Consider the following 23,627-nt stretch of genomic DNA (forward strand, 5'->3'; position numbering starts at 1 on the left):
CGGAAGGTTCATCATGTCCAGCTATGCCGATCGTCTGAAGGCCCTTCGCGAGCAGTTGCAGCGCGACCGTCTCGACGGCTTCGTCGTCCCGCTCACCGACGAGCACATGTCCGAATATGTTGGCGCCTATGCCCAGCGCCTCGCCTGGCTGACCGGCTTCCAGGGATCGGCCGGATCGGCGGTCGTGCTGCCGGACGAGGCCGCGATCTTCACCGACGGGCGCTATACGCTGCAGGTGCGCCAGCAGGTCTCGGCGGACGATTGGGAATATGTCGGCGTGCCCGCCACCAGCATCGCCGCCTGGCTGGGCAAGCACGCGCCCGACGGCGGGCGCATCGGTTACGATCCCTGGCTGCACACCCGCGCCTGGGTCGAGGAAGCCAGGAAGGCGCTTGCCGAGAAAGGCGCGGAGCTGGTCGCGGTCGACACCAACCCGATCGACGCGGTGTGGCCCGACAAACCTGCGCCGTCCGACGCGACGCTCGCCATCCAGGACGATGCGGCCGCCGGCAAGTCCTCCGCCGCCAAGCGCGCCGAGATCGCCGACTGGCTAGCCGAGCGCAAGGCCGACGCAGTCGTCCTCTCCGCGCTCGATTCGATCGCCTGGGCGTTCAACATCCGCGGCCAGGACGTCGCGCACACGCCGGTCGCGCTCGCTTATGCGATCGTCAATGCCGACGGCACTGCCGACCTGTTCGTCGCGCCCGAGAAAGTGACCGACGCCGTCCGTCAGCATCTCGGCAACGCGATCCGTATCCATGACCGCGCCGCCTTCGCGCCCGCGCTCAAGGCCTTCCAAGGCAAGCGCGTCGCCACCGATCCCGAGCGCGCGGTCGCCGCGATTTTCGATTCGCTCGATGCGGGTGGCGCGAAGATCCTGAGTCTCCGCGATCCGGTGGTGCTCGCCAAGGCACTCAAGAACCCCGCCGAGATCGCCGGCCACAAGGCCGCCCAGGCGCGCGACGGCGCGGCCCTGGTACGCTTCCTGAAGTGGTTCGAGGAGACCGCGCCCAAGGGCGGTCTTACCGAAATGTCCGCCGCCGACCGGTTGCGCGCCTTCCGCGACGAGACCGGCGTGCTCAAGGATTTGAGCTTCGACACCATCTCCGCCACCGGCCCCAATGGCGCGATCCCGCACTACAAGGTGACCCAGGAATCGAGCCTGCCCATCGAGCTCGGCCAGCTCTATCTCGTCGATTCGGGCGGGCAATATGCCGACGGTACCACCGACGTGACGCGCGTGATGCCCGTAGGCGAGGCCAGCGAGGAGATGAGGGACCGCTTCACCCGCGTCCTCAAGGGCCATATCGCCATCGCCACCGCGGTCTTCCCCGAAGGCACGACCGGCGCCCAGCTCGACAGCTTCGCGCGGCGGCCGCTTTGGGAAGTCGGGCTCGATTACGGGCATGGCACCGGCCACGGCGTGGGCGCCTATCTCTCAGTGCACGAGGGGCCGCAGCGCATCGCCCAACCCTTCTATCCGGGCGGCCAGTCGCTCGAGCCGCTCAAGGCCGGCATGTTCCTGTCGAACGAGCCCGGTTACTATAAGGCGGGCGAATTCGGCATTCGCATCGAGAACTTGGTTCTGGTTGTTAAGAAATTGATTTCGGGCGCGGAACAATCGATGCTCGGTTTTGAGACACTGACCTTCGCACCGATCGAGCGAACACTAATTAAACCGTCGCTGTTAACCAGTCGGGAACTGGAATGGCTTAATCTCTACCACTCGCAGGTGCTGACTGTTGTCGGCGCGCTGTTGAGTGAGGACGAACGGCAATGGTTAGTGGAGAAATGCGCGCCAATCGCCTGATGTGGTTCTTCGCCGGTGCGGTCACCATGGCGATGTACCTGATGGGTCCGCACGCGATCATCGATCGCGCGTACGACCTTGGTCATGAAGCCGGGGATTGGGTCCGCACGCGCTGAGGCGCGTCTTCGGAAACGTCGGCACTATCCTGCGCGCGGGCCTGCGCCTTGCGCTTGCGCAGATTCGCCCGCAACGCCTCGGCCAGCCGGGCCTTCTTTTCCGCTTCGCTCATGGGGAAACGGATAGACCCTGCCGGTTGTGGTTGACAATCGGGAACTCCCAAGCACATAGGCCCCTCCCGCCCGGCACCCAGCCGGCGAGTGCTGCCGTAGCTCAGTGGTAGAGCGCATCCTTGGTAAGGCTGAGGTCGTGAGTTCAATCCTCACCGGCAGCACCATTTTTTCGAAAGATACCGACATTTCGCCTTCGGGCGCCCGCTAGGGTCGGACGATTTCGCCGTCTTCCTTGGCGAATTCGGCGGGGCGACGATCGAAGAGATCGAGCACCACCTCGGACGGACGGCACAGTTTGGTGCCTTTCGGCGTCACGACGATCGGGCGGTTCACCAGTATGGGATGCTCGACCATCGCTTCGAGAATGGCATCGTCCGGCACCGACGCATCGAGCAGGCCGAGCTCGGCGGCGGGTGTTCCCTTTTCCCGCAATAGGTCGCGTGCGGTGGCGCCCATTGCAGCGAGCAGGCCTTCGAGCTGCGGCCGCGTCCAGCCCATCTGAAGATATTCGACGACGGTCGGCGTGTAGCCGGCGGCTTCGATCATCGCGAGTGCGTTGCGCGAGGTGCCGCAATCCGGGTTGTGATAGATCGTGACGGGGAAAGCATCGGTCATTGCGTGCGCGCCTCTCTGAACAGCCAGGTGAAGAAGGCGACCGCCACCACGGCACCGGCAAGCTGGCCGGCGACGAACAGCGGCGCGGACGACGGGGCGATGCCTGCGAAGGTGTCGGACAAGCTACGCGCCACCGTTACCGCCGGATTGGCGAAGGATGTCGACGCGGTGAACCAATATGCGGCGGTGATGTAGAGACCGACCGCAACCGGCGTGAATTCGGGCCGCCCGCGCTGCGTCGCGATGATGGTCCCGATCAGGCCGAACGTCGCCACGAATTCGGAGAAGCCCTGCGCCGGCCCGTCGCGAAACCTGGTCGAAATCTGCAGCAGCGGCTCGGCGAACATCGCATGTGCCGCCCAAACGCCCAGGACCGCGCCGACGAACTGCGCGACGGCGTAGAGCAAGCCGGTGCGCCATTCGATTTCCCGGCGGAGAAGTACCGCCAGCGTAACCGCCGGGTTGAAATGGGCGCCGGATACGGGGCCGAACATGTGAATGAGGACGACCAGCCCGGCGCCGGTCGCGATCGTGTTGCCCAGCAACGCAATGGCGACGTTCCCGGCGGCGAGGCGCTCACCCATGATGCCGGAACCGACGACGATCGCGAGCAACAGCGCGGTGCCCATGCCTTCGGCGGCGAGCCTGCGTCCAACCGTCATTCGGACGAACAGCAGCCTTGGGCGAGATCGCCGAGCGAAGCACAGATTTCCGGGCGTCCGGCGCAGCAATCCGCGACAAGGAAACCGAGAAGATCGCGCATTCCGTCATAGTTGGCGGCGTAGATGACCGAGCGACCCTCGCGGCGCGAACGGATCAGCCCAGCCTGGCCGAGGATGGTCAGATGCGTTGAGAGCGTGTTGGGCAGCACGCCGACCTCGCGCGCGATTGCGCCCGCCGGCACGCCGGCCGGGCCGGCGCGCACCAGCAGCCGAAAAACGGCCAGCCGATGCCCATGGGCAAGCGCGGAAAGGGCTTCGACGGCTGTTGGCAGCAGCATCAGCAGCACGCCGCCTTGGGCGCCACGGCCTGGATTTCCTCATCCTCGCCATAGGTCGTCGCGTCGCCCATCGTATAGAAGGTTTCCCAACGGACGCCCGCCGTATCCGTGACCCAGCTCTTGTCGGACTTGGCGTAGCAGCACGTCGTCGCCTCCTGGTCGAACGTCGTATTCCCGGCCGCCTTCAGGCGCGTAGCAAGTATCGAGAGTTCGTCGGCGCTATCGACCTGAATGCCCACATGATCGACGCCAGTGGCTCGCACCCGCGAAGATATCGCAAGGTTCACGCGCGGGTCTTCCAGCATCCATTTCGCATAATCGTCCTTCACGACGGCGGGCGGGGCGCCGAACAGGGCGTTGTAGAATGCGACGGCCTGCTCAATGTCAGGGACGCTGATATGCATGTGCAGACGCTTCATGATGATGCTCCATCGATTCAATAATTCGAATATTCCCGAAATATCGAATCGACAAGCAATTTATGTCGTTTTCACGCTCGCACGTCCTATGGACAGCGGGCACATGTCCGCACTAGGTTGGACACATGACGACCCTGTCGATCATCACGGATGGAAAGCGGAGGACGGCGACGCCGTGCCATGCCGTTCGCCTGTCCGCGCCTTGCATCCGCATTCGAATTAGCACCCGCCAGATCGGCTGATCTGGCGCGCCGTGCGCGCTTCCGGGCTTGGGCCCGCGCGCGAACCCAACGCTCTTCGAAACGGATTTCCCATGACCAATTCTCAGCCTGCGGTCCGCGATGCGGACCGTCCGTCGACCGTTGTCGCGAGCCGAACCAAGCAGCCCAGGAACACGCTGGCGCGCCTTCGCGTCGAGGCGCAGCTTTGCCCGCAAGTCATGATGCGCGTGCTCGGCCTGATCGCGCAGCAGGCGATCGTGCCGGCCACTATCCAGTTCGAGCGCCGGACGCGATCGGTCCGCTTCGAGATCGCGGTGGACGGTCTGTCCGATCACTCGGCGGAGATCCTGCTGGAGAAGGTCCGCATGATCGTCACGGTCCGCAATGCCCGCTTCGTCGGGCGGCGGCGCTGATGCGTCGTCGGCACGTCGCGAGAGGCTTGCAAGCCGCTCGCCTTTCGCGGATCAGGCCGGCACCGTCTTGTGGGAGCATGGGTGATGAAGACCAGGGCCGCCGTCGCGTTCGAAGCGAAGAAGCCGCTCGAGATCGTCGAGCTGGATCTCGAAGGGCCTCGGACAGGCGAAGTGCTGGTCGAGATCATGGCGACCGGCATTTGCCATACCGATGCCTATACGCTGGACGGGTTCGACAGCGAGGGGCTGTTCCCCAGCGTGCTGGGCCACGAGGGCGCGGGGATCGTGCGCGAGGTCGGGCCGGGCGTCACCAGCGTGAAGCCCGGCGACCATGTCATCCCGCTCTACACCCCCGAATGCCGCCAGTGTAAGTCGTGCCTGTCGGGCAAGACCAATTTGTGCACCGCGATCCGGGCGACCCAGGGCAAGGGGCTGATGCCCGACGGCACCACGCGGTTCAGCCACAAGGGCCAGCCGATCTACCATTATATGGGCTGCTCGACCTTCTCGAACTTCACCGTGCTGCCCGAGATCGCGGTGGCGAAGATCCGCGAGGACGCACCGTTCAAGACGAGCTGCTATATCGGCTGTGGCGTCACCACCGGCGTGGGCGCGGTGGTCAACACCGCCAAGGTCCAGGTCGGCGACAATGTCGTCGTGTTCGGGCTGGGCGGCATCGGGCTCAATGTGCTCCAGGGCGCCAGGATGGCGGGCGCGAACCGGATCATCGGCGTCGACATCAACCCCGACCGCGAGGAATGGGGCCGCAAGTTCGGCATGACCGACTTCATCGACGGCCGCGGCAAGTCGCGCGAGGAGACGATCGCCGCGATCCTGGCGCTGACCGATGGCGGCGCGGATTACACCTTCGACTGCACCGGCAACACCGAGGTGATGCGCACTGCATTTGAGGCCTGCCATCGCGGCTGGGGCACCAGCATCATCATCGGCGTGGCCGAGGCGGGCAAGGAGATCAGCACCCGCCCCTTCCAGCTCGTGACCGGGCGCAACTGGCGCGGCACCGCGTTCGGCGGCGCCAAGGGCCGCACCGACGTGCCCAAGATCGTCGACTGGTACATGAACGGCAAGATCCAGATCGACCCGATGATCACGCACGTGCTGAGCCTGGAGGAGATCAACAAGGGCTTCGACCTGATGCATGCCGGCGAGAGCATCCGTAGCGTGGTGGTGTACTGATGACCGGCGCGGTCAACCTCGCCGAGAAGTTCGCCACCTTCTCCGAACACTGGGCGCCGCGGATCGTGGCAACCTATAACGACAACGACATCCGCATCGTGAAGGTCGAAGGCGAGTTCGTCTGGCACAAGCATGTCGACACCGACGACTTCTTCCTGGTGCTGGACGGCGTGCTCGATATCGAGTTGCGCGACCGCACGGTGACGCTGAACCCCGGCGAGCTGTTCGTCGTGCCGCGCGGCGTCGAGCACCGTCCGGTCGCCCGGTATGGCGAAGTGAAGATCATCGTCATCGAGCCGGCCGGCACCGACAATACCGGCGATTCCGCGACCGCCACCCGCGCCGTGGCGATCTGATGGAGACGGTCTCGACCAACAAGGCGCATGGCGGCGTGCAGGGCGTCTACCGCCATGCCTCAATAGCGACGGGCACCGACATGACCTTCTCGGTCTATGTCCCGCCGCATGCCGAAGGCGCGAAGCTGCCGGTGCTCTGGTATCTCTCGGGGCTCACCTGCACCCACGCCAATGTGACCGACAAGGGCGAGTATCGCCGCGCCTGCGCCGAGCATGGGGTGATCTTCGTCGCGCCGGACACGAGCCCGCGCGGTGAAGGCGTGCCCGACGACGCGGCCTATGATTTCGGCCAGGGCGCAGGCTTCTACCTCGACGCCACCCAGGCGCCCTGGTCGCAGCATTTCAAGATGCGTTCCTATGTCGAGGAAGAGCTTCCCCGGCTGATCGGCAGTGAATTCCCCGCGGACATGGGCCACCAGGGCATCACCGGCCATTCGATGGGCGGGCACGGCGCGCTGACCATCGGGCTGCGCAATCCGGAGCGCTTCCGCAGCGTCTCGGCCTTCGCACCGATCGCCGCGCCGGGTCAGGTGCCGTGGGGCGAGAAGGCGCTGAGCGGCTATCTCGGCACCGATTGCGCGGCGTGGCGCGCTTATGACGCGTTCGCGCTGATCGAGGATGGCGCGCGGCTGGCCGAGCTGCTGGTCGATACCGGGTCGGCCGATCCCTTCCTGGCCGAGCAGCTCAAGCCCGAGCTGCTCGAATCCGCGTGCCGTGACGCCGGCATCGCGCTGACCCAGCGCATCCAGCCGGGCTATGACCATAGCTATTATTTCGTCGCGACCTTCATGGCCGATCACATCGCCTGGCACGCCGAGCGGCTGAACGCCTAGCCGGCGCTGCTATGCACGTGCAGCACCCCCGTCAGAGTGCGGTGCACCGGGCATTTCTCCGCGATCTCCATCAGGTGCGCGCGCTGCTCGGGACTGAGTGGCCCTTCCAGCGTAATCGTGCGGAAGATCGCCTCGATCCGCGGATTCGCGCCGGCGTCGGCGCAATGGCCGCAATCCTTGGCGTGGTTGCGATCATGGTGGAGGCGGACGGTCACGCCCTCCAGCGGTATCCCCTCGCGCCGGGCATAGAGGTTCAGCGTCATCGAGGTGCACGCGCCCAGCCCGGCCAGCAGCATGTCATAGGGCGTCGGTCCCGTATCGGCCCCGCCGACATCTACCGGCTCGTCCATCATCCATTGATGCCGGCCCGCCTCGACCAAGGTTCCGAACCGGCCCTCGCCCGACCGCACGATCACTTCGCCCGCCATTCTCGCTCTCCCATGCCCTTCGCTGGCAACGCCACGGTAACCGCCTATATCGCATGCTGCATCAGACAAGCCTTCGTTCCGGGGAGTTTTCCACGTCATGCTCAAGCACCTGTCCCGCGCGCTGACCGCGCTGGCGTTCCTCTTCGCTCCCGCGGTGCACGCGCAGGACGCGGTCCAGGACGCCGATCCGGCGCTCTGGGTGGTCAAGGACGAGGACACGACCATCTATCTGTTCGGCACCGTCCATGTGCTGAAGCCGGGCCTCAGCTGGTTCGACGAGGCCGTGAAGGCGGCGTTCGACAAAAGCGACGAAGTCGTGCTCGAGATGATCCAGCCCGACCAGGCGACGATGGGATCGCTGGTGATGAAGACCGCGCTCAATATCGGCGGCCCGACGATCACCGAGCAACTCCCCGCCGACAAGCGCGCAGCCTATGCCAAGGCCCTGACCGATTCGGGCATCGCGCCCTCCGACCTTGATCCCTTCCACCCCTGGTACGCCGCGGTCGCGCTCAGCGTACTGCCGCTCAGGAAACTGGGATATGACCCGGAGAGCGGCGCCGAAGCCATGATCACCGCCTCCGCCAAGGCCGCGGGCAAGCAGCTGGTAGGGCTGGAGACCGCCGAGCAGCAGATCGGCTATTTCGCGGCGCTGCCCGATACGCTGCAGGTCAAGTTCCTCGTCTCGACGGTCGACGATTATCCCAAGCTGGGCGACGAGCTGGGCAAGATGATCACCAGCTGGGCGGCGGGCGATCCCGAAACGCTTGGCAAGACGATGAACGAGGGGCTGCGCGAGACGCCCGAGATCGGCAAGATCCTGCTCACCGATCGCAACGCGCGCTGGGCCGACTGGATCGACAAAAGGCTGGCCAAGCCGGGCACGGTGTTCGTCGCGATCGGCGCGGGGCATCTGGCCGGCGACGACAGCGTCCAGGCGTTCCTGGCCAAGCGCAACCTCAAGGCCACGCGCATCCCATATTGACGCGCCATATTGACGTAGGCGCCGCGCGAGGCTCTGGCGTTCGGACCCGCACCGGCGCTTCCGGCGTTTCGGGGCCGCAACGGACGGAGCAGTCGATGGCACAGAGTCCCCGCCCCTTTCTCGGCCTGGTCGCCGGCGTCGCCGCGGGGCTCGTCGCCTCGGCGGCGATGGCGGCATTCCAGGATCGGGCGTCGAAGCTGCTGCCCGACGAGAACGACGAGGATCCGGCGACGGTGAAGGCCGCGGACGCCGCGAGCGAAGCGGTGATCGGCGATCCGGTGCCCGAGCCCTATCGCGAGCAGGCGGGCCAGCTCGTCCATTATGTCGTGGGCGGGGTGCTGGGCGGCATCTACGGCGTGCTCACCGAATATCGCCCCGAGGCGAGCGCCGGCTTCGGCAGCGCCTATGGCATCGCCACCTCGACCCTGCTCGACGAAGTCGCGGTGCCGGCGGCGGGGCTGGGCCCGGAGTCCGACGAGGCGCCGGTCGCGACCCATGCCTTTGGCGCGGCATCGCACCTCGTCTACGGCGTGGTGCTGGAAGGCGTGCGCTGGCTGATCGCCGGCAGGCGTTGAGCGCTGCGTCTCGGGGAACCGAGTGCCACCGACCGCGGCTGTCGGCGATCGCGACCCAGAACCTGCCGTTCATCATTTCTCATTAGCCAGGGGAAATGGCCTGGCGGAACAGACCTCGCAAACACCATAAAATACCGGCCATCAATTTTTTGGCGGGAGCTGCGGTACTGGGCGCGAGCGTGGGTGTTGGATCGATCGCCACGACTTCCCAGGGACGTGACAAGATTGCCGCCACAGTCAAAGTTGTCGGCGTTGCGAGCGGCATAGTAAGACGACGAGCACCCCAGGAGGGCGACCATTGGGGCGGATGCAACGAGGCCCGCGCGGCTGGTACCGCTCCGATCTATCAGGGCGAACCGGGATATCGCGACAAGATGGATGGTGACGGCGATGGGATCGCCTGCGAGCCTTATCACGGTCAATGAAACCGTTCGTACGCTAACGACCCAGTAGCGGACATTGCCCTCACCACTTGGCGAAGCCCGTTCATGCCCGCATATCAAGCCCGGGAGGGCGCCGGATGACCATTGCTACATCGCTGCTTTTGCTATGGATGGTTTTGCATCTCGCCGGAGACACTCCAGTTGGTCGTTCGATGCGGCGGGTGCTGGTCGATTGGCCTGTGGCGCAGTTGTCGCGTCTCACACGCGGTCATGTGGTTCTGGGCCTGCTTTTCTTCCTGTTCGGAGCAGCCCTCGTCTGGCTCTTGGAGGGGGAAGCCTTTCGCATCCTCGGCGCGGCCACACCCGAACTCATTGGTTGGGCCTCGACGTTCGAGATCGCGACGATCGTCGATCTGTTTACCGCCACGTTGCTTGCGGCGTCAGGTATTCGGCTGCGGAGTATGGTAGCGACGATGCAAAGTCTCGTGAGCCGTCGAGGTATTCGACGCGCCAGAACGCGGACACGCGCGCGGCTGCGGCGTCCAGCAGTCTCCAATGACGACGAAGAGCGGCCGGCAATCCGCCTGGCGGCCTAAATGCTGCAAACGACGCGCTGGCTTAGCGTACGCTAACCACCGCGTCCCGCTGTTCGTCGGCCTCCGACCATGGCGCTGACCGGCGAGCGCTCGCAGCCTAGAGCAGCAGCCCCTCGGTCGCGGCGCCGCGACCGACCGGGCCGCCGCCGCGACGGCGCGCAAGCTCGGTCTGGGCGGTGTAGCGGATGTCGATATCGCGGTCGTCCAGGAAGCCGGCCAGCGTATCGTCGTCGATCTCGCTCCATTCCTTGCCGCGATCGGGGCCGTAGCGGACGCGAGGCTCGAGTGCCGGCTCCTTCGACCATTGGATCAGCTGCGCGACGCTGGCTTCGTTGAGCATGTCGCGCAGGTGGAACGCGGTAACATAGGCGTCCGGGAAGGCGCGGTGCGCGGGCAGGCCGCGTTCGTGGACCATGCCCTCGGGATTGCGCCAGTACCGCAGGAGCTGGTTCGAGAAACCCGGCGAGCCCGGCCACAACCGCAGCGCACATTTATAGGTGCAGATCCAGTCCGCGCCGCGGGTGAGCGAGGGCGTGCAGAACTGCTCCTCGAAGCTGGCGCGGTGCGCGGCGAGCGCGATGCGGCGCGGCCAGGGATCGAGCACCGGGCGCGCGACGTCGTGCCACCAGGGCGCGTCAGCGACATCCTCGTCGCGGATATGGTGGATCGCCATGGTGAGCGGCGGGATCGGGCGGCCGGGATTGACGAGCCGGCTGCCGCCCTCGCCGTGCAGCTCCCAGCGCCCGTCCTTCTGCAGCGCGACGTCTTGCCAGCCCACTTCGCACACCCCGTGCGCCGGTGGAGCCTGGCCGGTGGTCTCTAGATCGATGACGCGGATGATGGAGGGAGGTGGCGACGCCATGGCCCGAGATGTGGGGATATGGGCCGCGGAATGCGAGTCGAAACTTAAAGCCCCTCCCCTTCGGGGGAGGGGCTGCTAGCAGCCGATCAATGTCCCGCCTGCTCCCCGCGCTCCAGGCCGCTTGCCGCGAGCTGGGCGTCGATCATCGCCATCAGCCGGTCCAGCCCTTCCTGGCTCTTGGCCTCGGCGCGCGCCACCAGCACGTCCTGGGTGTTCGACGCGCGCAGCAGCCACCAGCCGTCGGGCGTGTTGACCCGCGCGCCATCGGTGCGGTTGACGTCGGCGCCCGCCTTTTCCAGCCGGTCGAGCACTTCGTCGATCACCGCGAACTTGCGGCTCTCGTCGACCTGGAAACGCATTTCCGGCGTATTGACCATCGCCGGCATCTCGTCCTTGAGCTGGGTGAGCGACTTGCCGATCACATGCACCGCCTGGATCAGCCGGACCGCGGCGTACTGCGCATCGTCGAAGCCGTAATAGTCCTGCGCGAAGAAGATATGGCCGCTCATCTCGCCGGCGAGCGGGGCGTGCGTTTCCTTCATCTTGGTCTTGATGAGGCTATGGCCGGTCTTCCACATCAGCGGCTTGCCGCCCAGCTCGGCGATGCGATCGTAGAGCGCCTGGCTGGCCTTCACGTCGGCGATGATCGTCGCGCCCGGCTCCACGCGCAGCACAGGTTCCGCCAATATTGAGAGAAGCTGATCGCCCCAGACCACGCGGCCCTTGCCGTCGATCGCGCCCAGCCGATCGCCGTCGCCGTCGAAAGCCAGTCCGAAATCGAGGTTCTTTGCCGCGACGAGCGCCTTCAAATCGGCAAGGTTCTTCTCCTCGGTAGGATCGGGGTGATGGTTGGGGAAATTGCCGTCCACTTCGGTGAAGATCGTGTGATGCTCACCCGGAAGCATCTTCACCAGCTTCTCGACCACCGGGCCGGCGGCGCCATTGCCCGTATCCCATCCGATGCGATAGGCGCCGCCGGCATAGCCTGCCATCAAGCGGCCGACATACAGATCGAGCACCTCGGCATCGGTGACGGTCTCGCTGCCGTCGCCGTCGTCCCAATCGCCCTCGGCGGCGAGCTTGCCGATCCTCTGGATGTCCTCTCCGAAGAACGGACGGTGTTCGAACACCATCTTGAAGCCGTTGTAATTGCCCGGATTATGGCTGCCGGTGATCTGGATGCCGCCATCCACTTCCAGCGTGGCTTCGGCATAATAGAGCATCGGGGTGGGGCCCATGCCGATGCGGACGACGTCACAGCCCGATGCGGTCAGCCCCTCGATCAGCGCGGCTTCGAGCGTCGGCGAAGAAAGACGGCCGTCGCGGCCCACCGCGACACGCTTGCCGCCCGCGCGGCGGAGCAAGGTGGCGAAGCCGCGGCCGATCGCCCGAGCATCGTCGGGACCCAGCGCCTCCCCTACGATTCCGCGGATATCGTACTCGCGCAGCGAAGTGGGATCGAAACGATGTGCCATGATGCCTCCCGGGGAGATGTTCGCCGCCTAATCCCCCATGCGGGGGTAAAGTTCAATTGGTGCGGCGCAGCAACAGCCTGTCCCTCGCCGCATTGATCCTTCGGGTTAGCTCAACCGAGCCGCCCTTGTCCGGATGCAGCGCAGTCACCAGCCGGCGATGCGCTGCGCGAATCTCGTCCTCGCCTGCATCCACGCCCACGCCCAGGATCGCGCGGGCCTCATCCTCGGGCAGCGGCGGCGGCGCGGGCTTGGCCGGCTTGGTCCTGGGCTTGCCCCAATAGACCCAGATCGCGCCGGTGATCAGGGCGGCGAGGAGGAACTGAAACATCAGGCGAACAGCGGCATTGCGGTCTCGGGCAGCGCCAGCCCCGCCATCATCTCGCGCAGTTCCTGGCGCGCGGCGACATGGCTGAGGCCCATTTCGCCGAACTCGCGCGAATCGAGCATGGTCAAGCCCTGCGGGAACAGCTCGCGATAGATGACGCGCTCTGAGAGCCCCGAGATCACCCGGAAGCCGACGCGCTTGGAGAGCTGGTCGATCGCCTCGGACACGCGGCGCATGTTGCGCGCCTCGATATGCTGCATGCGGTTGCGGAGCACGACCCAGTCGATCGTCTCGCCATCCGCCTTGGCGCGGCGCTTGCGTGATTCCCAGATCAGCTCGGAGTAGAAGCTGGGGCGCGAGACGCGGAAGGTCTCGGGATCGACCTGGCCGATCAGGTCGAAATCGACGAAGCTGTCGTTCATCGGGGTGACCAAGGTATCGGCGTTGGTAACCGCGAGGCGCGCGAACCGGTCGTCGCGGCCCGGCGTATCGATCACCAGGAAATCGGCGGTCTCGCCCAGCCGCTCGAGCGTGTCCGAGAAGAAGGACATGCTCTCGCCGTCATGCGTCTCGTAGGTCGGCATCGGCAGCGGGCGGCCGACCCGCTTCATCGTCGCCGCGCGATTGTCGAAATAGCGGCCCATGGTGCGCTGGCGGTGATCGAGATCGAAGCACGCCACCCGCGCACCCTTGAACGCGAGCGCGATCGCGGCGTGGACCGCGGTGGTCGACTTTCCGGTGCCGCCCTTCTCATTGGCGAATACCAGAACGTGCAACCGCTTCGCACCATCACTCAACGCACAACTTCCTTTATTGATCGGACGCGCCACCCCCCATAGAAGGCCGCCCTTTCCGTCTTATCGAAAGAGACCAAGCGTGCAAACCGTCCGTCAGCTACCCGACCTCCGCGAGGCGATCTCTGCCTTTCGAGAAGCGGGGGAGCGCGTCGCCCTGGTGCCGACGATGGGCGCGTTACACGACGGGCACATGGCGCTGGTCGAGGCCGCCAAGCGCGCCGGCGAGCGCGTGGTCGTGTCGATCTTCGTCAATCCGATGCAGTTCGGGCCCAATGAGGACCTCGCCCAATATCCGCGGCGCGAACAGGCCGATTCGCGGATGCTGGCGAATGCGGGCGCCGACCTGCTGTGGATGCCGCCGGTCGAGGTGATGTATCCTGAGGGCTTTGCGAGCATCGTATCGGTGTCGGGCGTGAGCGAAGTGCTCGACGGCGCGCACCGGCCTGGCCATTTCGACGGCGTCGCGACCGTGGTCGCCAAATTGTTCAACCAGGTCCAGCCGCAGGTCGCATTGTTCGGCGAGAAGGACTGGCAGCAGCTCGCGGTCATCCGCCGGATGGTACGCGATCTCGATTTGCCCATCGAGATCGTCGGCGTGCCGACCCAGCGCGAGGATGACGGGCTCGCCCTCTCCTCGCGCAACGCGTACCTCATGCCCGAGGACCGCGCCCGCGCCGTGGCGCTGCCGCGCGCGCTGGGCGCTGCGGAGCGAGCGATCTCCGAGGGTGGGGATCCGGAAGCGGCGCTGGCGCAGGCGCGCGAGACGCTGACCGCGGCGGGCTTCGAGATCGACTATGTCGCGCTCGCCGATGCCGAGACTCTGGCCGAGCCCACGCCCGGGCGTCCGCTGCGCCTGCTCGCCGCCGCACGCATCGGCGGCACGCGGCTGATCGACAATATTCCGGTGACGTGAAAACTGCGGCGGCGTGAAATACGGTTAACCGCGTTAACCATTTCTTCGCATTCGCCCCCCAAAACCGTAGCCACGAGGGAGACTAACTAGGGGGTTAGCGGCATGGGCAATAGCCTGAAGAGTGCGCGTTTCCTTATCGAGAGCCGGCTTCGCGACGCTGCACGCGGCGATGCGAATGCCTGCTACGATCTAGGCATGGTTTATTCCAGTGGTGCAGACGGGGTCGATGTCGACCTGGTCGAGGCGCATAAATGGTTCAACATCGCGGCCGTGACCGGCAGCTCGGCGGCGCAGCTCTGCCGTGCGGAGATCGCCGAGGACATGACCGCCCGCGAAATCAACGACGCGCAAAAGGCGGCACGCGCCTGGCTGCGCGGGCTCGAGATGCGGGCGGCCTGACGCCTTGCTACGTGCCCGTGCTCCTGCGGACGCAGGAGCCCAGGGCCACGGAGAACATCGCTTGAGATTCTGGGCTCCTGCTTTCGCAGGAGCACGATTCACTCCTTCGCGGCTGCCTTCTTGGCCGCTGCCTTTTTCGCGGGCGCCTTCTTCTTTGGTGCGGCCTTTTTCTTGCCCTTGCCCTTGGCGGGTCCGGCGGCAGCGCGGGCGTCGATCAGCTGCGCGGCCTCTTCCAACGTGAGCTGGTCCTTGTCGATCGACTTGGGCAGGGTCGCGTTGGTCTCGCCATCGGTGACATAGGCGCCGTAGCGCCCTTCCATCAGCTTGATCTCCGCCTCGGTGCGCGGATGCTTGCCGAGCATTTTGAGCGGCTCGCGCGACGCGCCGCGAGCGGGACGGCCGCCATTCGCCGCCGCTTCGGCGAGCTTGACCACCGCCGCGTTCATGCCCGTCTCGAACACCTCGGCGGTCGACTGGAGCCGGGCGTACTTGCCGTCATGCGCCAGATAGGGGCCGTAGCGGCCGATCGACGCGGTGATCGGATTGCCGGTTTCCGGATGATTGCCGATCGTGCGCGGCAGCTTGAGCAGCTTGAGCGCCCATTCGAGATCGAGCTCGATATCCTTGGGGATCGACGCACGCGCCGCTTCCTTGCCTTCGCCGAGCTGGATGTACGGCCCGAAACGGCCCGACTTGCGCTCGACCGGCAGGCCGGTGTCGGGATCGTTGCCGAGCACTTCCGGGCCGGTGGATTCGTCCCCCTCACCGCCCGGCTGGGCGAAGCGGCGGGTATATTTGCACTCGGGATAGTTCGAGCAGGCGATGAACGCGCCGAACTTGCCGCCGCGCAGCGCCAGTCGCCCCGTGCCGCAGACCTGGCAGAGCCGCGGATCGCTGCCGTCCGCCTTGGGCGGGAAGAGATAGGGTTCGAGGAACTGGTCGAGCGCCGCGGTGATGTCCGACGGCTTCTGCTCCATCACCTCTGCTGTGCGCGGCTTGAAGTCCTTCCAGAACGCCTCGAGCACCGCCTGCCATGCGGCGCGGCCGCCCGAGACCTCGTCGAGCTCGTCCTCGAGGCCGGCGGTGAAGTCGTAATTGACGTATTTCTGGAAGAAGCGTTCGAGGAACGCGGTCAACAGCCGGCCGCTCTCCTCGGCGAAGAAGCGGTTCTTCTCGATGCGGACATAAGCGCGGTCCTTGAGCACCTGGATGATCGAGGCATAGGTCGACGGGCGGCCGATGCCGAGCTCCTCCAGCCGCTTGACCAGCGAGGCTTCGGAGAAGCGCGGTGGCGGCTGGGTGAAATGCTGCTCGGCGTTGACCGCCTTCTTGGCCGGGGAATCGCCCGTGCTCATCCGCGGCAGGCGGCGGCTGTCCTCGTCGCCCTCGTCGTCCTTACCTTCCTCGTAGAGCGCGAGATAGCCGGGGAAGAGCACGACCTGGCCGGTGGCGCGCAGGCCATGCTGGCCGCTGCCGTCCTCGAGATCGACGGTGGTGCGCTCCATCCGCGCCGACTGCATCTGGCTGGCGAGCGCGCGCTTCCAGATCAGGTCATACAGCCGGGCATGATCGCCCGAGCCCGCCTTGTCCTTGGAGAAATCGGTCGGCCGGATCGCCTCATGGGCTTCCTGGGCGTTCTTCGCTTTGGTGGTGTACATCCGCGGCTTGTCGGGCACGTAGCTGCCGTCATAGCGGATGGCGACCGCCTTGCGCGCCTCCTGGATGGCGTCGCCGTCCATCTGGACGCCGTCGGTCCGCATGTAGGTGATCGCGCCGTCCTCGTAGAGCGCCTGGGCGATCCGCATCGTGTGGCTGGCCGAGAAGCCGAGCTTGCGTGCAGCCTCCTGCTGAAGCGTCGAGGTGGTGAACGGCGGCGGCGGATTGCGCGTCGCGGGCTTGGTCTCGACCGAGACGATCGCGAAACGGCCTTCCTCGACGGCCTTCTTCGCGGCTTCGGCCGACTTGCCGTCGCCGATCGTCAGGCGATCGATCTTGTCGCCCTTATACTTGACCAGCCGCGCCTGGAACGGCGTGCCGTCCTGCTCCATGTCGGCGATGACCGACCAATATTCCTGCGCGGTGAAGCTTTCGATCTCGCGCTCGCGCTCGACAATCAGCCGGAGCGCGACCGACTGGACGCGGCCCGCCGACTTGGCGCCGGGCAGCTTGCGCCACAGCACCGGCGAGAGGGTGAAGCCCACCAGATAATCGAGAGCGCGGCGGGCGCGATAGGCATCGATCAGATCGGTATCGAGCTCGCGCGGATGCTGCATCGCGTAGAGGATCGCCGGCTTGGTGATCGCGTTGAAGGTGACTCGCTCGACTTCCTTGGGCAGCGCCTTCTTGTTGCGGAGCACCTCCTGGACGTGCCACGAGATCGCCTCGCCCTCGCGGTCAGGGTCGGTCGCGAGGATCAGCCGGTCGGCGGTCTTGGCGAGATCGGAGATCGCCTTGAGCTGCTTCGACTTGTCGGCATAGGTCTCCCATTCCATCGCGAACCCCTCGTCGGGGTTCACCGATCCGTCGCGCGCGGGCAGATCGCGGACATGGCCGTAGGAGGCGAGGACCCGATAGTCCTTGCCGAGATATTTCTCGATGGTCTTCGCCTTGGCGGGCGACTCTACGATGACAAGCTGCATGGATTTGGTGTCTAACCTCACGTGTACGCGTACGAGGGTGGTTATGCCCGCTCGGGTTCGTCAAGCGGTTCCGGTTTCGGAGGGTTTAGATGATGCGCACTTTCGCGACTGCAATGGTCCTGGCTTTCGTGGCTCCGAATGAGCGGCTCGTGATGCCCATGCCCGAAGGCTTTGTCGTGGGACATCGGGAAACCGCGCAATCGGGCACGATCGAGGAGCGCATACCTCGGGGCGAGACGGTCGAGAAGTGGTCGCGGATGATCACGATCCTCAAAATCAACACCGGCGCTGACGCGGCCACCTATGCCACGAACTTCGAGGCCACCATCAAGAATGCTTGTCCGGGCACGAAGGCGATGCACATAGCGGCCACCACGGCCGGACATCCGTCGATTGAGGGGCGGATGGATTGCCCGCGCAATCCCTCGACCGGCCAGCCCGAGACCTTCTTCTTCCGCGTCCTGAGCAGCGGAGGTGCGATCCACATGGTCCAGGTCGCCTTTCGCCACGTCCCCGATGCGAAGGAGACGGGCTGGGCTCGGGTGCAGATCCAAGGCGCGACATTCTGCACGGCCGGATCGCGCGAGGGCGTCTGCCGATAGATAAGCGCCGCCGATCCCATTCAGATGGAGCGGGACGCAACCTCACCGGCTCATGCGAAAACCTGTTCGAGGTCGTCCGGAACACGGCTGATCGCAAGGTAGATCGCGATCGAGAGATACCAGCTCAGGATCAGCCAGGCATAGACGAACAGGTTAAGTCCTAGCGCCTCGATTGGACCGGCAAACTCTGGAAAAAGGCCCTCGGCCACGCCGACACCGATAATGCCCAGCAAGGGCAGGAGCGAAAATAGATAGGCGATCGTGATCGGCATGACGTAGCCATTGGTGCGCCGCCAGCTCTCGCCCATGCTCTCGATCGGACCGCTTTCCTCGGCGATCAACACCGAGACGCTCGGCGACCAGCGCATTGCCAGATAGATGCCCGGCAGCACCAACAACACCAGCCCCACCAATATGCCCAGGTTCGTCAGAATCGACAGGCCGATAAATCCCACTCCAGCACCGTGCGAGATGCGTTGTACGACGCCGAGACGATCGAGCGCGCTCTTGGTCAGTATGAATTGCGCCAGCGCACCTGCGATACCCAGCGGAAGATTGGTGTAGCTTCCCGGCTGCAGCATATCGAATATTGTGGCGATCGCGACCAACCCGACGAACGCCGCCGTCGCCGCCGCCGCATTGTTCCGCAACAACGTGAGCGTCGCGCCGACCAGCCCGCCTGGGCTTATCCGTTCTTCCATTTGCCCCCCGTCAATCGATACGGCTAATTCGCGCCCCGGCATGCCGTTCCAGCCGTCCCGCCAGCTCAAGTTCCAGCAGCACCGTCTGCACCACAGCCGGCGCCAGCCCGGACTGGCGGATCAACTCGTCCACCGAAACCGGCACCGGACCCAGCAGGCCGGTGACCACGCGGCGGTCGGCATCGCTCGCATCCTCGGGCGGCGGGCCTTCGAAACCATGCGCCGGCGCGCGCACGGCGCGCGGATCGATCGGGCGGACCATCTCGAGGATATCGTCGACCGATTGCACCAGGGTCGCGCCCTCGCGGATCAGCAGGTTGCAGCCCTGCGCGCGCGGATCGAGCGGGGAGCCGGGAACGGCCATCACGTCGCGCGCCGCTTCGGCGGCGAGGCGGGCGGTGATCAGCGAGCCCGATTTAGGCGCGGCCTCGACCACCACCGTGCCGACCGCGAGCCCGGCGATGATGCGGTTGCGCGAGGGGAAGAAGCGCGCGAGCGGCTCGGTACCCGGCGGCTGTTCGGCGAGGAGCAGGCCTTCTGTCGCGACGCGCTCCTGGAGTTCGCGATTCTCCGGCGGGAAGGTCACGTCGATGCCGCTGGCGATCACCCCGATCGTCCCGCCGCCGATCGCGCCGATATGCGCTGCGGTGTCGACGCCGCGGGCCAGGCCCGAGACCACGGTCACGCCGGCATCGGCAAGCCCGAGCGCGAGCTGGCGTGCGAACCGGCAGGCGGCGGCGGAAGCGTTGCGCGCGCCGACCATCGCGATGCAGGTGCGGTGCGCGAGACCGAGATCGCCGCGCAGGATCAACGCGGGCGGCGCCGTCTCCAACTCGGCGAGCAGCGCGGGATAGTCGGGATCGCCCAAGAAGACGTAGCGCGCGCCGAGCCGCTCGACGGTGGCGATCTCGCGTCGGACGAGCGCCGGATCGGCAATGACCGGCGCCCTGCCCCCGCCGCGCGCCGCGAGCATCGGCAAGGCCCCCAGCGCTGCCGAGGCGGTGCCGAAACGGGCGAGCAGCTGACGATAGCTGATCGGGCCGATATTGGCGGAGCGCAGCAATCGGAGCCGCGCCTCGCGGCTGTCACTCACTTTTCTTGCCGATGCGCGGCTCAGTGCCGCTCAGCAGGCGATCGATATTCTCGCGGTGCTTCCACAACACGATCAGCGCCAGCGCGAGCAGCATCAGCACCAGATCGATCCGTCCGAAGAAGGCGGCGCTGACCGGCGCGCTGACCGCGGCGCTGATTCCCGCCAGCGACGAAATGCGCAAGACGCCGAGCAGCCCCAGCCAGACGCCGGCATAGACCAGTCCTGAAGGCCAGTGGAGCGCAACGACGATGCCCATCAGCGTCGCGACGCCCTTGCCGCCGCGGAACTTGAGCCAGACAGGGTAGCAATGGCCGATGAACGCGCCCACGCCGCCGAGGATCGCGGTGCCAGGGAACAGCTTTTCGGCGAGCAGCACCGCAGCCGCGCCCTTGGCGAGATCGAGCAGCAAGGTCGCCGCCGCCAGCCCCTTGCGGCCGGTGCGCAGCACATTGGTGGCGCCGATATTGCCCGAGCCGATCTGCCGCAGATCGCCCGCGCCAGCCCATTGGGTGAGCAGCACGCCGAACGGAATCGAACCGAGCAGATAGCCGATCAGGATCGCCGCGGTGGGACCCAGCCAGAGTATGTTGCTTTGCACGGGTCCCCCTTGCTTGCCTCCAAGCTAGGCGCTCCGTTAAGCGCGTGCAACAATCTGGGTTTGCTGGACCGATCGTTTCCAATGACAGACACGCGGCCATTGCTGTTCTTCGATTCCGGTGTTGGCGGGCTTTCGGTGCTCGCGCCGGCGGCAAAGCTGCTGCCCCGGGCGCCTCTGGTCTATGTCGCGGACTCGGCGGGCTTCCCCTATGGCACGCGCAGCGAAAGCGAGATCGCGGCGCGCGTGCCGGCTTTGCTCGGGCGGCTGGCCGAGCGCTTCGATCCGCGGCTGATCGTGATCGCCTGCAACACGGCGTCGACGATCGCGCTGGCGGTGGTGCGCGCGGCGCTCGACGTGCCGATTGTCGGCACCGTGCCGGCGATCAAGCCCGCCGCTTTGCTGAGCGAGACGCGGGTGATCGGCGTGCTCGGCACCGCTGCGACGGTGCGCCAGCCCTATGTCGACGATCTCGCCGCGCGCTTCGCCGGCGACTGCCTTGTGCTGCGCCACGGATCGGCCGAATTGGTCGAGATGGCCGAGGCGAAGCTGGCCGGCACCGCGCCGGATCCGGCGCGGCTACGTGGCGTGCTGGATGGACTATTCGGGCAGCCGGGCGGCGACCGGCTCGACGTGATCGTCAATGCCTGCACGCATTTCCCGCTGCTCGAGGCTGAGCTTGCCGCGGCGGCGCCGCACCCGGTGCGCTTTGTCGATGGCGGCTCCGGCATCGCGCGGCGCATCGCGCATCTCACCGAGGGGCAGCAATGGCCCGAGCACCCCGCGCCGGGGCGAGCGGTGTTCACGGCATTGAACGAGGAAATGCGGGCGCTGGGCCCGGCGCTGGCGCGCTACGGGCTGGCGAGCGTCGAGTCGCTCTAGGACTGCGCCATCGTCGGAATCATCGATACGTCGCGTAGCATCGCCGAATAGCGATTGGCCATCTCCAGATGGATGCGCCTCGCGGTGCTGTCATCGCTTCGCTCGGCGTTCTCGCGTTCCTGACGCTCACGTCGCCGATAATATTCCACATCCCTGATGCTCATTACGCTGCTCCGTTCGCAAGCGGGAGCACAAACCGGTCTCTCAGCCGCGGCCATGCTTGAAAGCAGTGAGTCGTCCGCGATGTCGTTTTTATACCATAGCACAAGGCGAGTCGTACTGATCCACATCATCATTTGCGACGAGCCGTTGGGTTTGCAGGGAACTTTACCGCTAACATGTTTTGGCTTGCTTCAGACCGGTGTCGCTACTGTGACGGAACTTGCCATTGTCGCGCGGCGGCCTCTGCGACGAAGAAGCGCCGATTTAGACAATTTGCCCACCCATCTGTTCTAGAAATCCGCATTTTTTGAGCGTAGGGACGCTGGCCATGCGCACGAACGACAGCCCCGCGCCCGCTGTGGACTATTCGCGGGTATTCAATCAGGCGATCGACCGGCTTCATGCCGAAGGGCGCTATCGCGTATTCATCGACGTTCTGCGCAACAAGGGCGCCTATCCCAATGCGCGCTGCTTCGCCGGGCATAACGGCCCCAAGCCGATCACGGTATGGTGCTCGAACGACTATCTCGCGATGGGCCAGCATCCCAAGGTGATCGCGGCGATGGAAGAGGCGCTGCACGACGTGGGCGCCGGCTCGGGCGGTACCCGCAACATCGGCGGCAACACGCATTACCATATCGAGCTCGAGGCCGAGCTGGCCGATCTGCACGGCAAGCAGGGCGCCTTGCTGTTCACCTCGGGCTATGTCTCGAACGAGGCGACGCTGGCGACCTTGGGCAAGCTGATGCCCGGCTGCATCGTCTATTCGGACGAACTGAACCACGCATCGATGATCGCCGGCATCCGCAACGCGGGCTGCGAGAAGCGCGTGTGGCGCCACAACGATCTCGCGCATCTCGAAGAGCTGCTCGCGGCCGACGATCCCGCGGCACCCAAGCTGATCGCGTTCGAGAGCGTCTATTCGATGGACGCTGATATCGCGCCGATCGCCGCGATCTGCGACCTGGCCGACAAGTACAACGCGCTGACCTATCTCGACGAGGTCCATGCCGTGGGCATGTACGGCGCGCGCGGCGGCGGCATCTCCGAGCGCGACGAGGTCGCCGACCGGATCAACATCATCGAAGGCACGCTGGGCAAGGCGTTCGGCGTGATGGGCGGGTACATCGCCGCCGACCAGGTGATCATCGACGTGATCCGTAGCTATGCGCCCGGGTTCATCTTCACGACCTCGCTGTCGCCGGTGCTGGTCGCGGGCGTGCTCGCGAGCGTCAGGCACCTCAAGCAGTCGAGCGTCGAGCGCGAGGGCCAGCAGGCCGCCGCGGCGATGCTCAAGGGCCTGATGGCCGAGGCCGGGCTGCCGGTGCTGCCCTCGACCACGCATATCGTGCCACTGATGGTCGGCGATCCGGTCAAAGCCAAGAAGATCAGCGACGTGCTGCTCGCCGAATATGGCATCTACGTCCAGCCGATCAATTACCCCACCGTGCCGCGCGGCACCGAGCGGCTGCGCTTCACCCCCGGGCCCGCGCACACCGAAGCGATGATGCGCGAGCTGGTCGGCGCGCTGGTCGAGATCTGGGGCCGGCTGGAGCTACGCTTGGCCGCCTGAGGCGCGCGCCGGCAGGAAGCGGCTGTTGCAGAGCAGGCCGGCCGAAACCAGCGACACCAGCACACCGACCGGGAAGATCTCCACAAAGGTCATCGGCAGGCGGAACAGCGGATTGTGGTAGTTCGCGACGAGCGCCTGCATCTCGGCAGTCTTAGCGGCCAGCGCCGCGCCATTCAGCCCCTTGAGCTCGGCTGCTGCGTATTTGTCGATGTCGAACGCGGTGCCGAGCACCATCTGTGCGCCCTCCCAGGTCAGCGTATAGAGGATTCCGGCGACCAGACTGATGCCGAGACCCAGCCCGAGCGCGGGCCAGAAGCGGATCACCCCGCCCTGATCCATGTCGCGGCGGCGCTTGATCGCGACGAAGATGGTGCTCAGCCCCACCAGCATGCTGAGATAGCCGCTCGAATAGGAATGGATACCGAGGACCAGCACGACGACGGAGATCGCAACGCCGGCGATCAGCCCGCCGATCACGCCGTAGATCAGGATGGTGCGAAGCATGTCTTTTCCCCCTTGGTGAATGCTGCGCCCTAAGGAAGCGACGG

At 65.8% G+C, this 23,627-nt stretch carries 30 protein-coding genes and 1 tRNA gene; 16 read left to right on the forward strand and 15 right to left on the reverse strand.

The features are described 5' to 3' along the window. The first annotated feature begins 13 nt into the window (after window positions 1–13). The 3 genes from IAG41_RS16710 (at window position 14) to IAG41_RS16715 (ending at window position 2,204) form a co-directional block, all read left to right on the forward strand. Window positions 14–1,810 carry an aminopeptidase P family protein gene (locus IAG41_RS16710; protein ID WP_187729797.1) on the forward strand — a complete coding sequence of 599 codons (1,797 nt, stop codon included), beginning with the start codon at window positions 14–16 and terminating at the stop codon, window positions 1,808–1,810. Continuing rightward, a complete protein-coding gene (locus tag IAG41_RS23330) occupies window positions 1,792–1,926 on the forward strand; it encodes a hypothetical protein (protein ID WP_262408734.1) in 135 nt (44 codons plus the stop codon). Before IAG41_RS16710 ends, IAG41_RS23330 begins: the two co-directional genes overlap by 19 nt. Before the next feature lie 203 nt (window positions 1,927–2,129). Next, window positions 2,130–2,204: transfer RNA gene (locus IAG41_RS16715), tRNA-Thr, on the forward strand. A 40-nt stretch (window positions 2,205–2,244) separates the two neighbouring features. Here IAG41_RS16715 and arsC read toward each other — a convergent pair. From arsC to IAG41_RS16735, 4 genes are read right to left on the reverse strand one after another with little or no spacing between them, the layout of a single operon-like run. Further along, window positions 2,245–2,655, reverse strand: a complete 411-nt coding sequence (gene arsC / locus IAG41_RS16720) for an arsenate reductase (glutaredoxin) (protein ID WP_187729798.1) — start codon at window positions 2,653–2,655, stop codon at window positions 2,245–2,247. Continuing rightward, complete coding sequence (locus IAG41_RS16725; protein ID WP_187729799.1) at window positions 2,652–3,317, reverse strand: MIP/aquaporin family protein; 666 nt, start codon at window positions 3,315–3,317, stop codon at window positions 2,652–2,654. The genes arsC and IAG41_RS16725 overlap by 4 nt, the downstream gene beginning before the upstream one ends. Beyond that, window positions 3,314–3,655 carry an ArsR/SmtB family transcription factor gene (locus IAG41_RS16730; protein ID WP_187730126.1) on the reverse strand — a complete coding sequence of 114 codons (342 nt, stop codon included), beginning with the start codon at window positions 3,653–3,655 and terminating at the stop codon, window positions 3,314–3,316. The genes IAG41_RS16725 and IAG41_RS16730 overlap by 4 nt, the downstream gene beginning before the upstream one ends. After that, window positions 3,655–4,074 carry an ArsI/CadI family heavy metal resistance metalloenzyme gene (locus IAG41_RS16735; RefSeq protein WP_187729800.1) on the reverse strand — a complete coding sequence of 140 codons (420 nt, stop codon included), beginning with the start codon at window positions 4,072–4,074 and terminating at the stop codon, window positions 3,655–3,657. Before IAG41_RS16735 ends, IAG41_RS16730 begins: the two co-directional genes overlap by 1 nt. Before the next feature lie 313 nt (window positions 4,075–4,387). Between IAG41_RS16735 and IAG41_RS16740 the strand changes: the two genes are divergently transcribed. The 4 genes from IAG41_RS16740 (at window position 4,388) to fghA (ending at window position 7,094) form a co-directional block, all read left to right on the forward strand. Further along, a complete protein-coding gene (locus IAG41_RS16740) occupies window positions 4,388–4,708 on the forward strand; it encodes a hypothetical protein (protein ID WP_187729801.1) in 321 nt (106 codons plus the stop codon). A gap of 84 nt (window positions 4,709–4,792) precedes the next feature. Beyond that, window positions 4,793–5,905: an S-(hydroxymethyl)glutathione dehydrogenase/class III alcohol dehydrogenase gene (locus IAG41_RS16745; protein WP_187729802.1), complete on the forward strand. Its 1,113-nt coding sequence runs from the start codon at window positions 4,793–4,795 to the stop codon at window positions 5,903–5,905. Further along, on the forward strand, window positions 5,905–6,261 hold the full coding sequence (locus IAG41_RS16750; RefSeq protein WP_187729803.1) for a cupin domain-containing protein: 357 nt from the start codon (window positions 5,905–5,907) through the stop codon (window positions 6,259–6,261). The genes IAG41_RS16745 and IAG41_RS16750 overlap by 1 nt, the downstream gene beginning before the upstream one ends. Continuing rightward, the gene (gene fghA / locus IAG41_RS16755) at window positions 6,261–7,094 is read left to right on the forward strand and encodes an S-formylglutathione hydrolase (RefSeq protein WP_187729804.1); all 834 of its coding nucleotides are present in this window, start codon (window positions 6,261–6,263) and stop codon (window positions 7,092–7,094) included. The genes IAG41_RS16750 and fghA overlap by 1 nt, the downstream gene beginning before the upstream one ends. Here fghA and IAG41_RS16760 read toward each other — a convergent pair. Next, complete coding sequence (locus IAG41_RS16760; protein WP_187730150.1) at window positions 7,091–7,522, reverse strand: OsmC family protein; 432 nt, start codon at window positions 7,520–7,522, stop codon at window positions 7,091–7,093. The genes fghA and IAG41_RS16760 overlap by 4 nt on opposite strands. A gap of 97 nt (window positions 7,523–7,619) precedes the next feature. On the opposite strand from IAG41_RS16760, the gene IAG41_RS16765 reads away from it, so the two are divergent. From IAG41_RS16765 to IAG41_RS16780, 4 genes are all read left to right on the forward strand, one after another. After that, window positions 7,620–8,507 (forward strand): TraB/GumN family protein, encoded by an 888-nt coding sequence (locus IAG41_RS16765; RefSeq protein ID WP_187729805.1) that lies wholly within the window; start codon window positions 7,620–7,622, stop codon window positions 8,505–8,507. A 95-nt stretch (window positions 8,508–8,602) separates the two neighbouring features. Then, window positions 8,603–9,082: a DUF1440 domain-containing protein gene (locus IAG41_RS16770; protein ID WP_187729806.1), complete on the forward strand. Its 480-nt coding sequence runs from the start codon at window positions 8,603–8,605 to the stop codon at window positions 9,080–9,082. Window positions 9,083–9,177: 95 nt separating this feature from the next. Then, window positions 9,178–9,507, forward strand: a complete 330-nt coding sequence (locus IAG41_RS22995) for an excalibur calcium-binding domain-containing protein (RefSeq protein ID WP_222950746.1) — start codon at window positions 9,178–9,180, stop codon at window positions 9,505–9,507. A gap of 95 nt (window positions 9,508–9,602) precedes the next feature. Further along, window positions 9,603–10,061: a hypothetical protein gene (locus tag IAG41_RS16780; protein ID WP_187729807.1), complete on the forward strand. Its 459-nt coding sequence runs from the start codon at window positions 9,603–9,605 to the stop codon at window positions 10,059–10,061. A gap of 97 nt (window positions 10,062–10,158) precedes the next feature. On the opposite strand, the gene IAG41_RS16785 is transcribed toward IAG41_RS16780, so the two are convergent. From IAG41_RS16785 to IAG41_RS16800, 4 genes are all read right to left on the reverse strand, one after another. After that, the gene (locus IAG41_RS16785; RefSeq protein ID WP_187729808.1) at window positions 10,159–10,923 is read right to left on the reverse strand and encodes an exonuclease domain-containing protein; all 765 of its coding nucleotides are present in this window, start codon (window positions 10,921–10,923) and stop codon (window positions 10,159–10,161) included. Window positions 10,924–11,009: 86 nt separating this feature from the next. Next, window positions 11,010–12,398, reverse strand: a complete 1,389-nt coding sequence (gene pgmG, locus IAG41_RS16790) for a phosphoglucomutase/phosphomannomutase PgmG (protein ID WP_187729809.1) — start codon at window positions 12,396–12,398, stop codon at window positions 11,010–11,012. Between the two features lie 52 nt (window positions 12,399–12,450). Further along, window positions 12,451–12,726 carry a J domain-containing protein gene (locus IAG41_RS16795; RefSeq protein WP_187729810.1) on the reverse strand — a complete coding sequence of 92 codons (276 nt, stop codon included), beginning with the start codon at window positions 12,724–12,726 and terminating at the stop codon, window positions 12,451–12,453. Next, window positions 12,726–13,520: a division plane positioning ATPase MipZ gene (locus tag IAG41_RS16800; protein ID WP_187729811.1), complete on the reverse strand. Its 795-nt coding sequence runs from the start codon at window positions 13,518–13,520 to the stop codon at window positions 12,726–12,728. Before IAG41_RS16800 ends, IAG41_RS16795 begins: the two co-directional genes overlap by 1 nt. Before the next feature lie 79 nt (window positions 13,521–13,599). On the opposite strand from IAG41_RS16800, the gene panC reads away from it, so the two are divergent. Together panC and IAG41_RS16810 are read left to right on the forward strand one after the other, a co-directional pair. Beyond that, a complete protein-coding gene (gene panC, locus IAG41_RS16805) occupies window positions 13,600–14,433 on the forward strand; it encodes a pantoate--beta-alanine ligase (protein WP_187729812.1) in 834 nt (277 codons plus the stop codon). 102 nt (window positions 14,434–14,535) lie between these two features. Beyond that, complete coding sequence (locus IAG41_RS16810; protein ID WP_187729813.1) at window positions 14,536–14,832, forward strand: sel1 repeat family protein; 297 nt, start codon at window positions 14,536–14,538, stop codon at window positions 14,830–14,832. Window positions 14,833–14,930: 98 nt separating this feature from the next. On the opposite strand, the gene topA is transcribed toward IAG41_RS16810, so the two are convergent. Further along, entirely contained in the window at window positions 14,931–17,471 is a 2,541-nt protein-coding gene (gene topA / locus IAG41_RS16815; protein WP_187729814.1) for a type I DNA topoisomerase, read from the reverse strand. Between the two features lie 89 nt (window positions 17,472–17,560). On the opposite strand from topA, the gene IAG41_RS16820 reads away from it, so the two are divergent. Next, the gene (locus IAG41_RS16820; protein WP_187729815.1) at window positions 17,561–18,073 is read left to right on the forward strand and encodes a hypothetical protein; all 513 of its coding nucleotides are present in this window, start codon (window positions 17,561–17,563) and stop codon (window positions 18,071–18,073) included. A gap of 50 nt (window positions 18,074–18,123) precedes the next feature. Here IAG41_RS16820 and IAG41_RS16825 read toward each other — a convergent pair whose 3' ends face one another. Genes IAG41_RS16825 through plsY form a run of 3 tightly spaced genes read right to left on the reverse strand, consistent with a single transcriptional unit; the run spans window position 18,124 to window position 20,465 of the window. After that, window positions 18,124–18,774, reverse strand: coding sequence for a hypothetical protein (locus tag IAG41_RS16825; RefSeq protein ID WP_187729816.1), 651 nt, complete (start codon window positions 18,772–18,774; stop codon window positions 18,124–18,126). Window positions 18,775–18,784: 10 nt separating this feature from the next. Further along, a complete protein-coding gene (gene dprA / locus IAG41_RS16830) occupies window positions 18,785–19,867 on the reverse strand; it encodes a DNA-processing protein DprA (protein ID WP_187729817.1) in 1,083 nt (360 codons plus the stop codon). After that, a complete protein-coding gene (plsY, locus tag IAG41_RS16835) occupies window positions 19,860–20,465 on the reverse strand; it encodes a glycerol-3-phosphate 1-O-acyltransferase PlsY (RefSeq protein WP_316251179.1) in 606 nt (201 codons plus the stop codon). The genes dprA and plsY overlap by 8 nt, the downstream gene beginning before the upstream one ends. Window positions 20,466–20,546: 81 nt before the next feature. Between plsY and murI the strand changes: the two genes are divergently transcribed. Next, window positions 20,547–21,344, forward strand: a complete 798-nt coding sequence (gene murI / locus IAG41_RS16840) for a glutamate racemase (protein WP_187729818.1) — start codon at window positions 20,547–20,549, stop codon at window positions 21,342–21,344. Here murI and IAG41_RS16845 read toward each other — a convergent pair. Further along, a complete protein-coding gene (locus IAG41_RS16845; protein WP_187729819.1) occupies window positions 21,341–21,508 on the reverse strand; it encodes a hypothetical protein in 168 nt (55 codons plus the stop codon). The two genes, murI and IAG41_RS16845, sit on opposite strands and share 4 nt — an antisense overlap. A 326-nt stretch (window positions 21,509–21,834) precedes the next feature. Here IAG41_RS16845 and hemA point away from each other — a divergent pair, with 326 nt between their 5' ends. Continuing rightward, window positions 21,835–23,079 (forward strand): 5-aminolevulinate synthase, encoded by a 1,245-nt coding sequence (gene hemA, locus IAG41_RS16850; protein WP_187729820.1) that lies wholly within the window; start codon window positions 21,835–21,837, stop codon window positions 23,077–23,079. On the opposite strand, the gene IAG41_RS16855 is transcribed toward hemA, so the two are convergent. After that, window positions 23,062–23,583 carry a DUF4199 domain-containing protein gene (locus tag IAG41_RS16855; protein WP_187729821.1) on the reverse strand — a complete coding sequence of 174 codons (522 nt, stop codon included), beginning with the start codon at window positions 23,581–23,583 and terminating at the stop codon, window positions 23,062–23,064. The genes hemA and IAG41_RS16855 overlap by 18 nt on opposite strands. Window positions 23,584–23,627: the final 44 nt, after the last annotated feature.

The organism is Sphingomonas sp. JC676 (assembly GCF_014489075.1).
In the GTDB taxonomy this organism is placed as follows: domain Bacteria; phylum Pseudomonadota; class Alphaproteobacteria; order Sphingomonadales; family Sphingomonadaceae; genus Sphingomonas.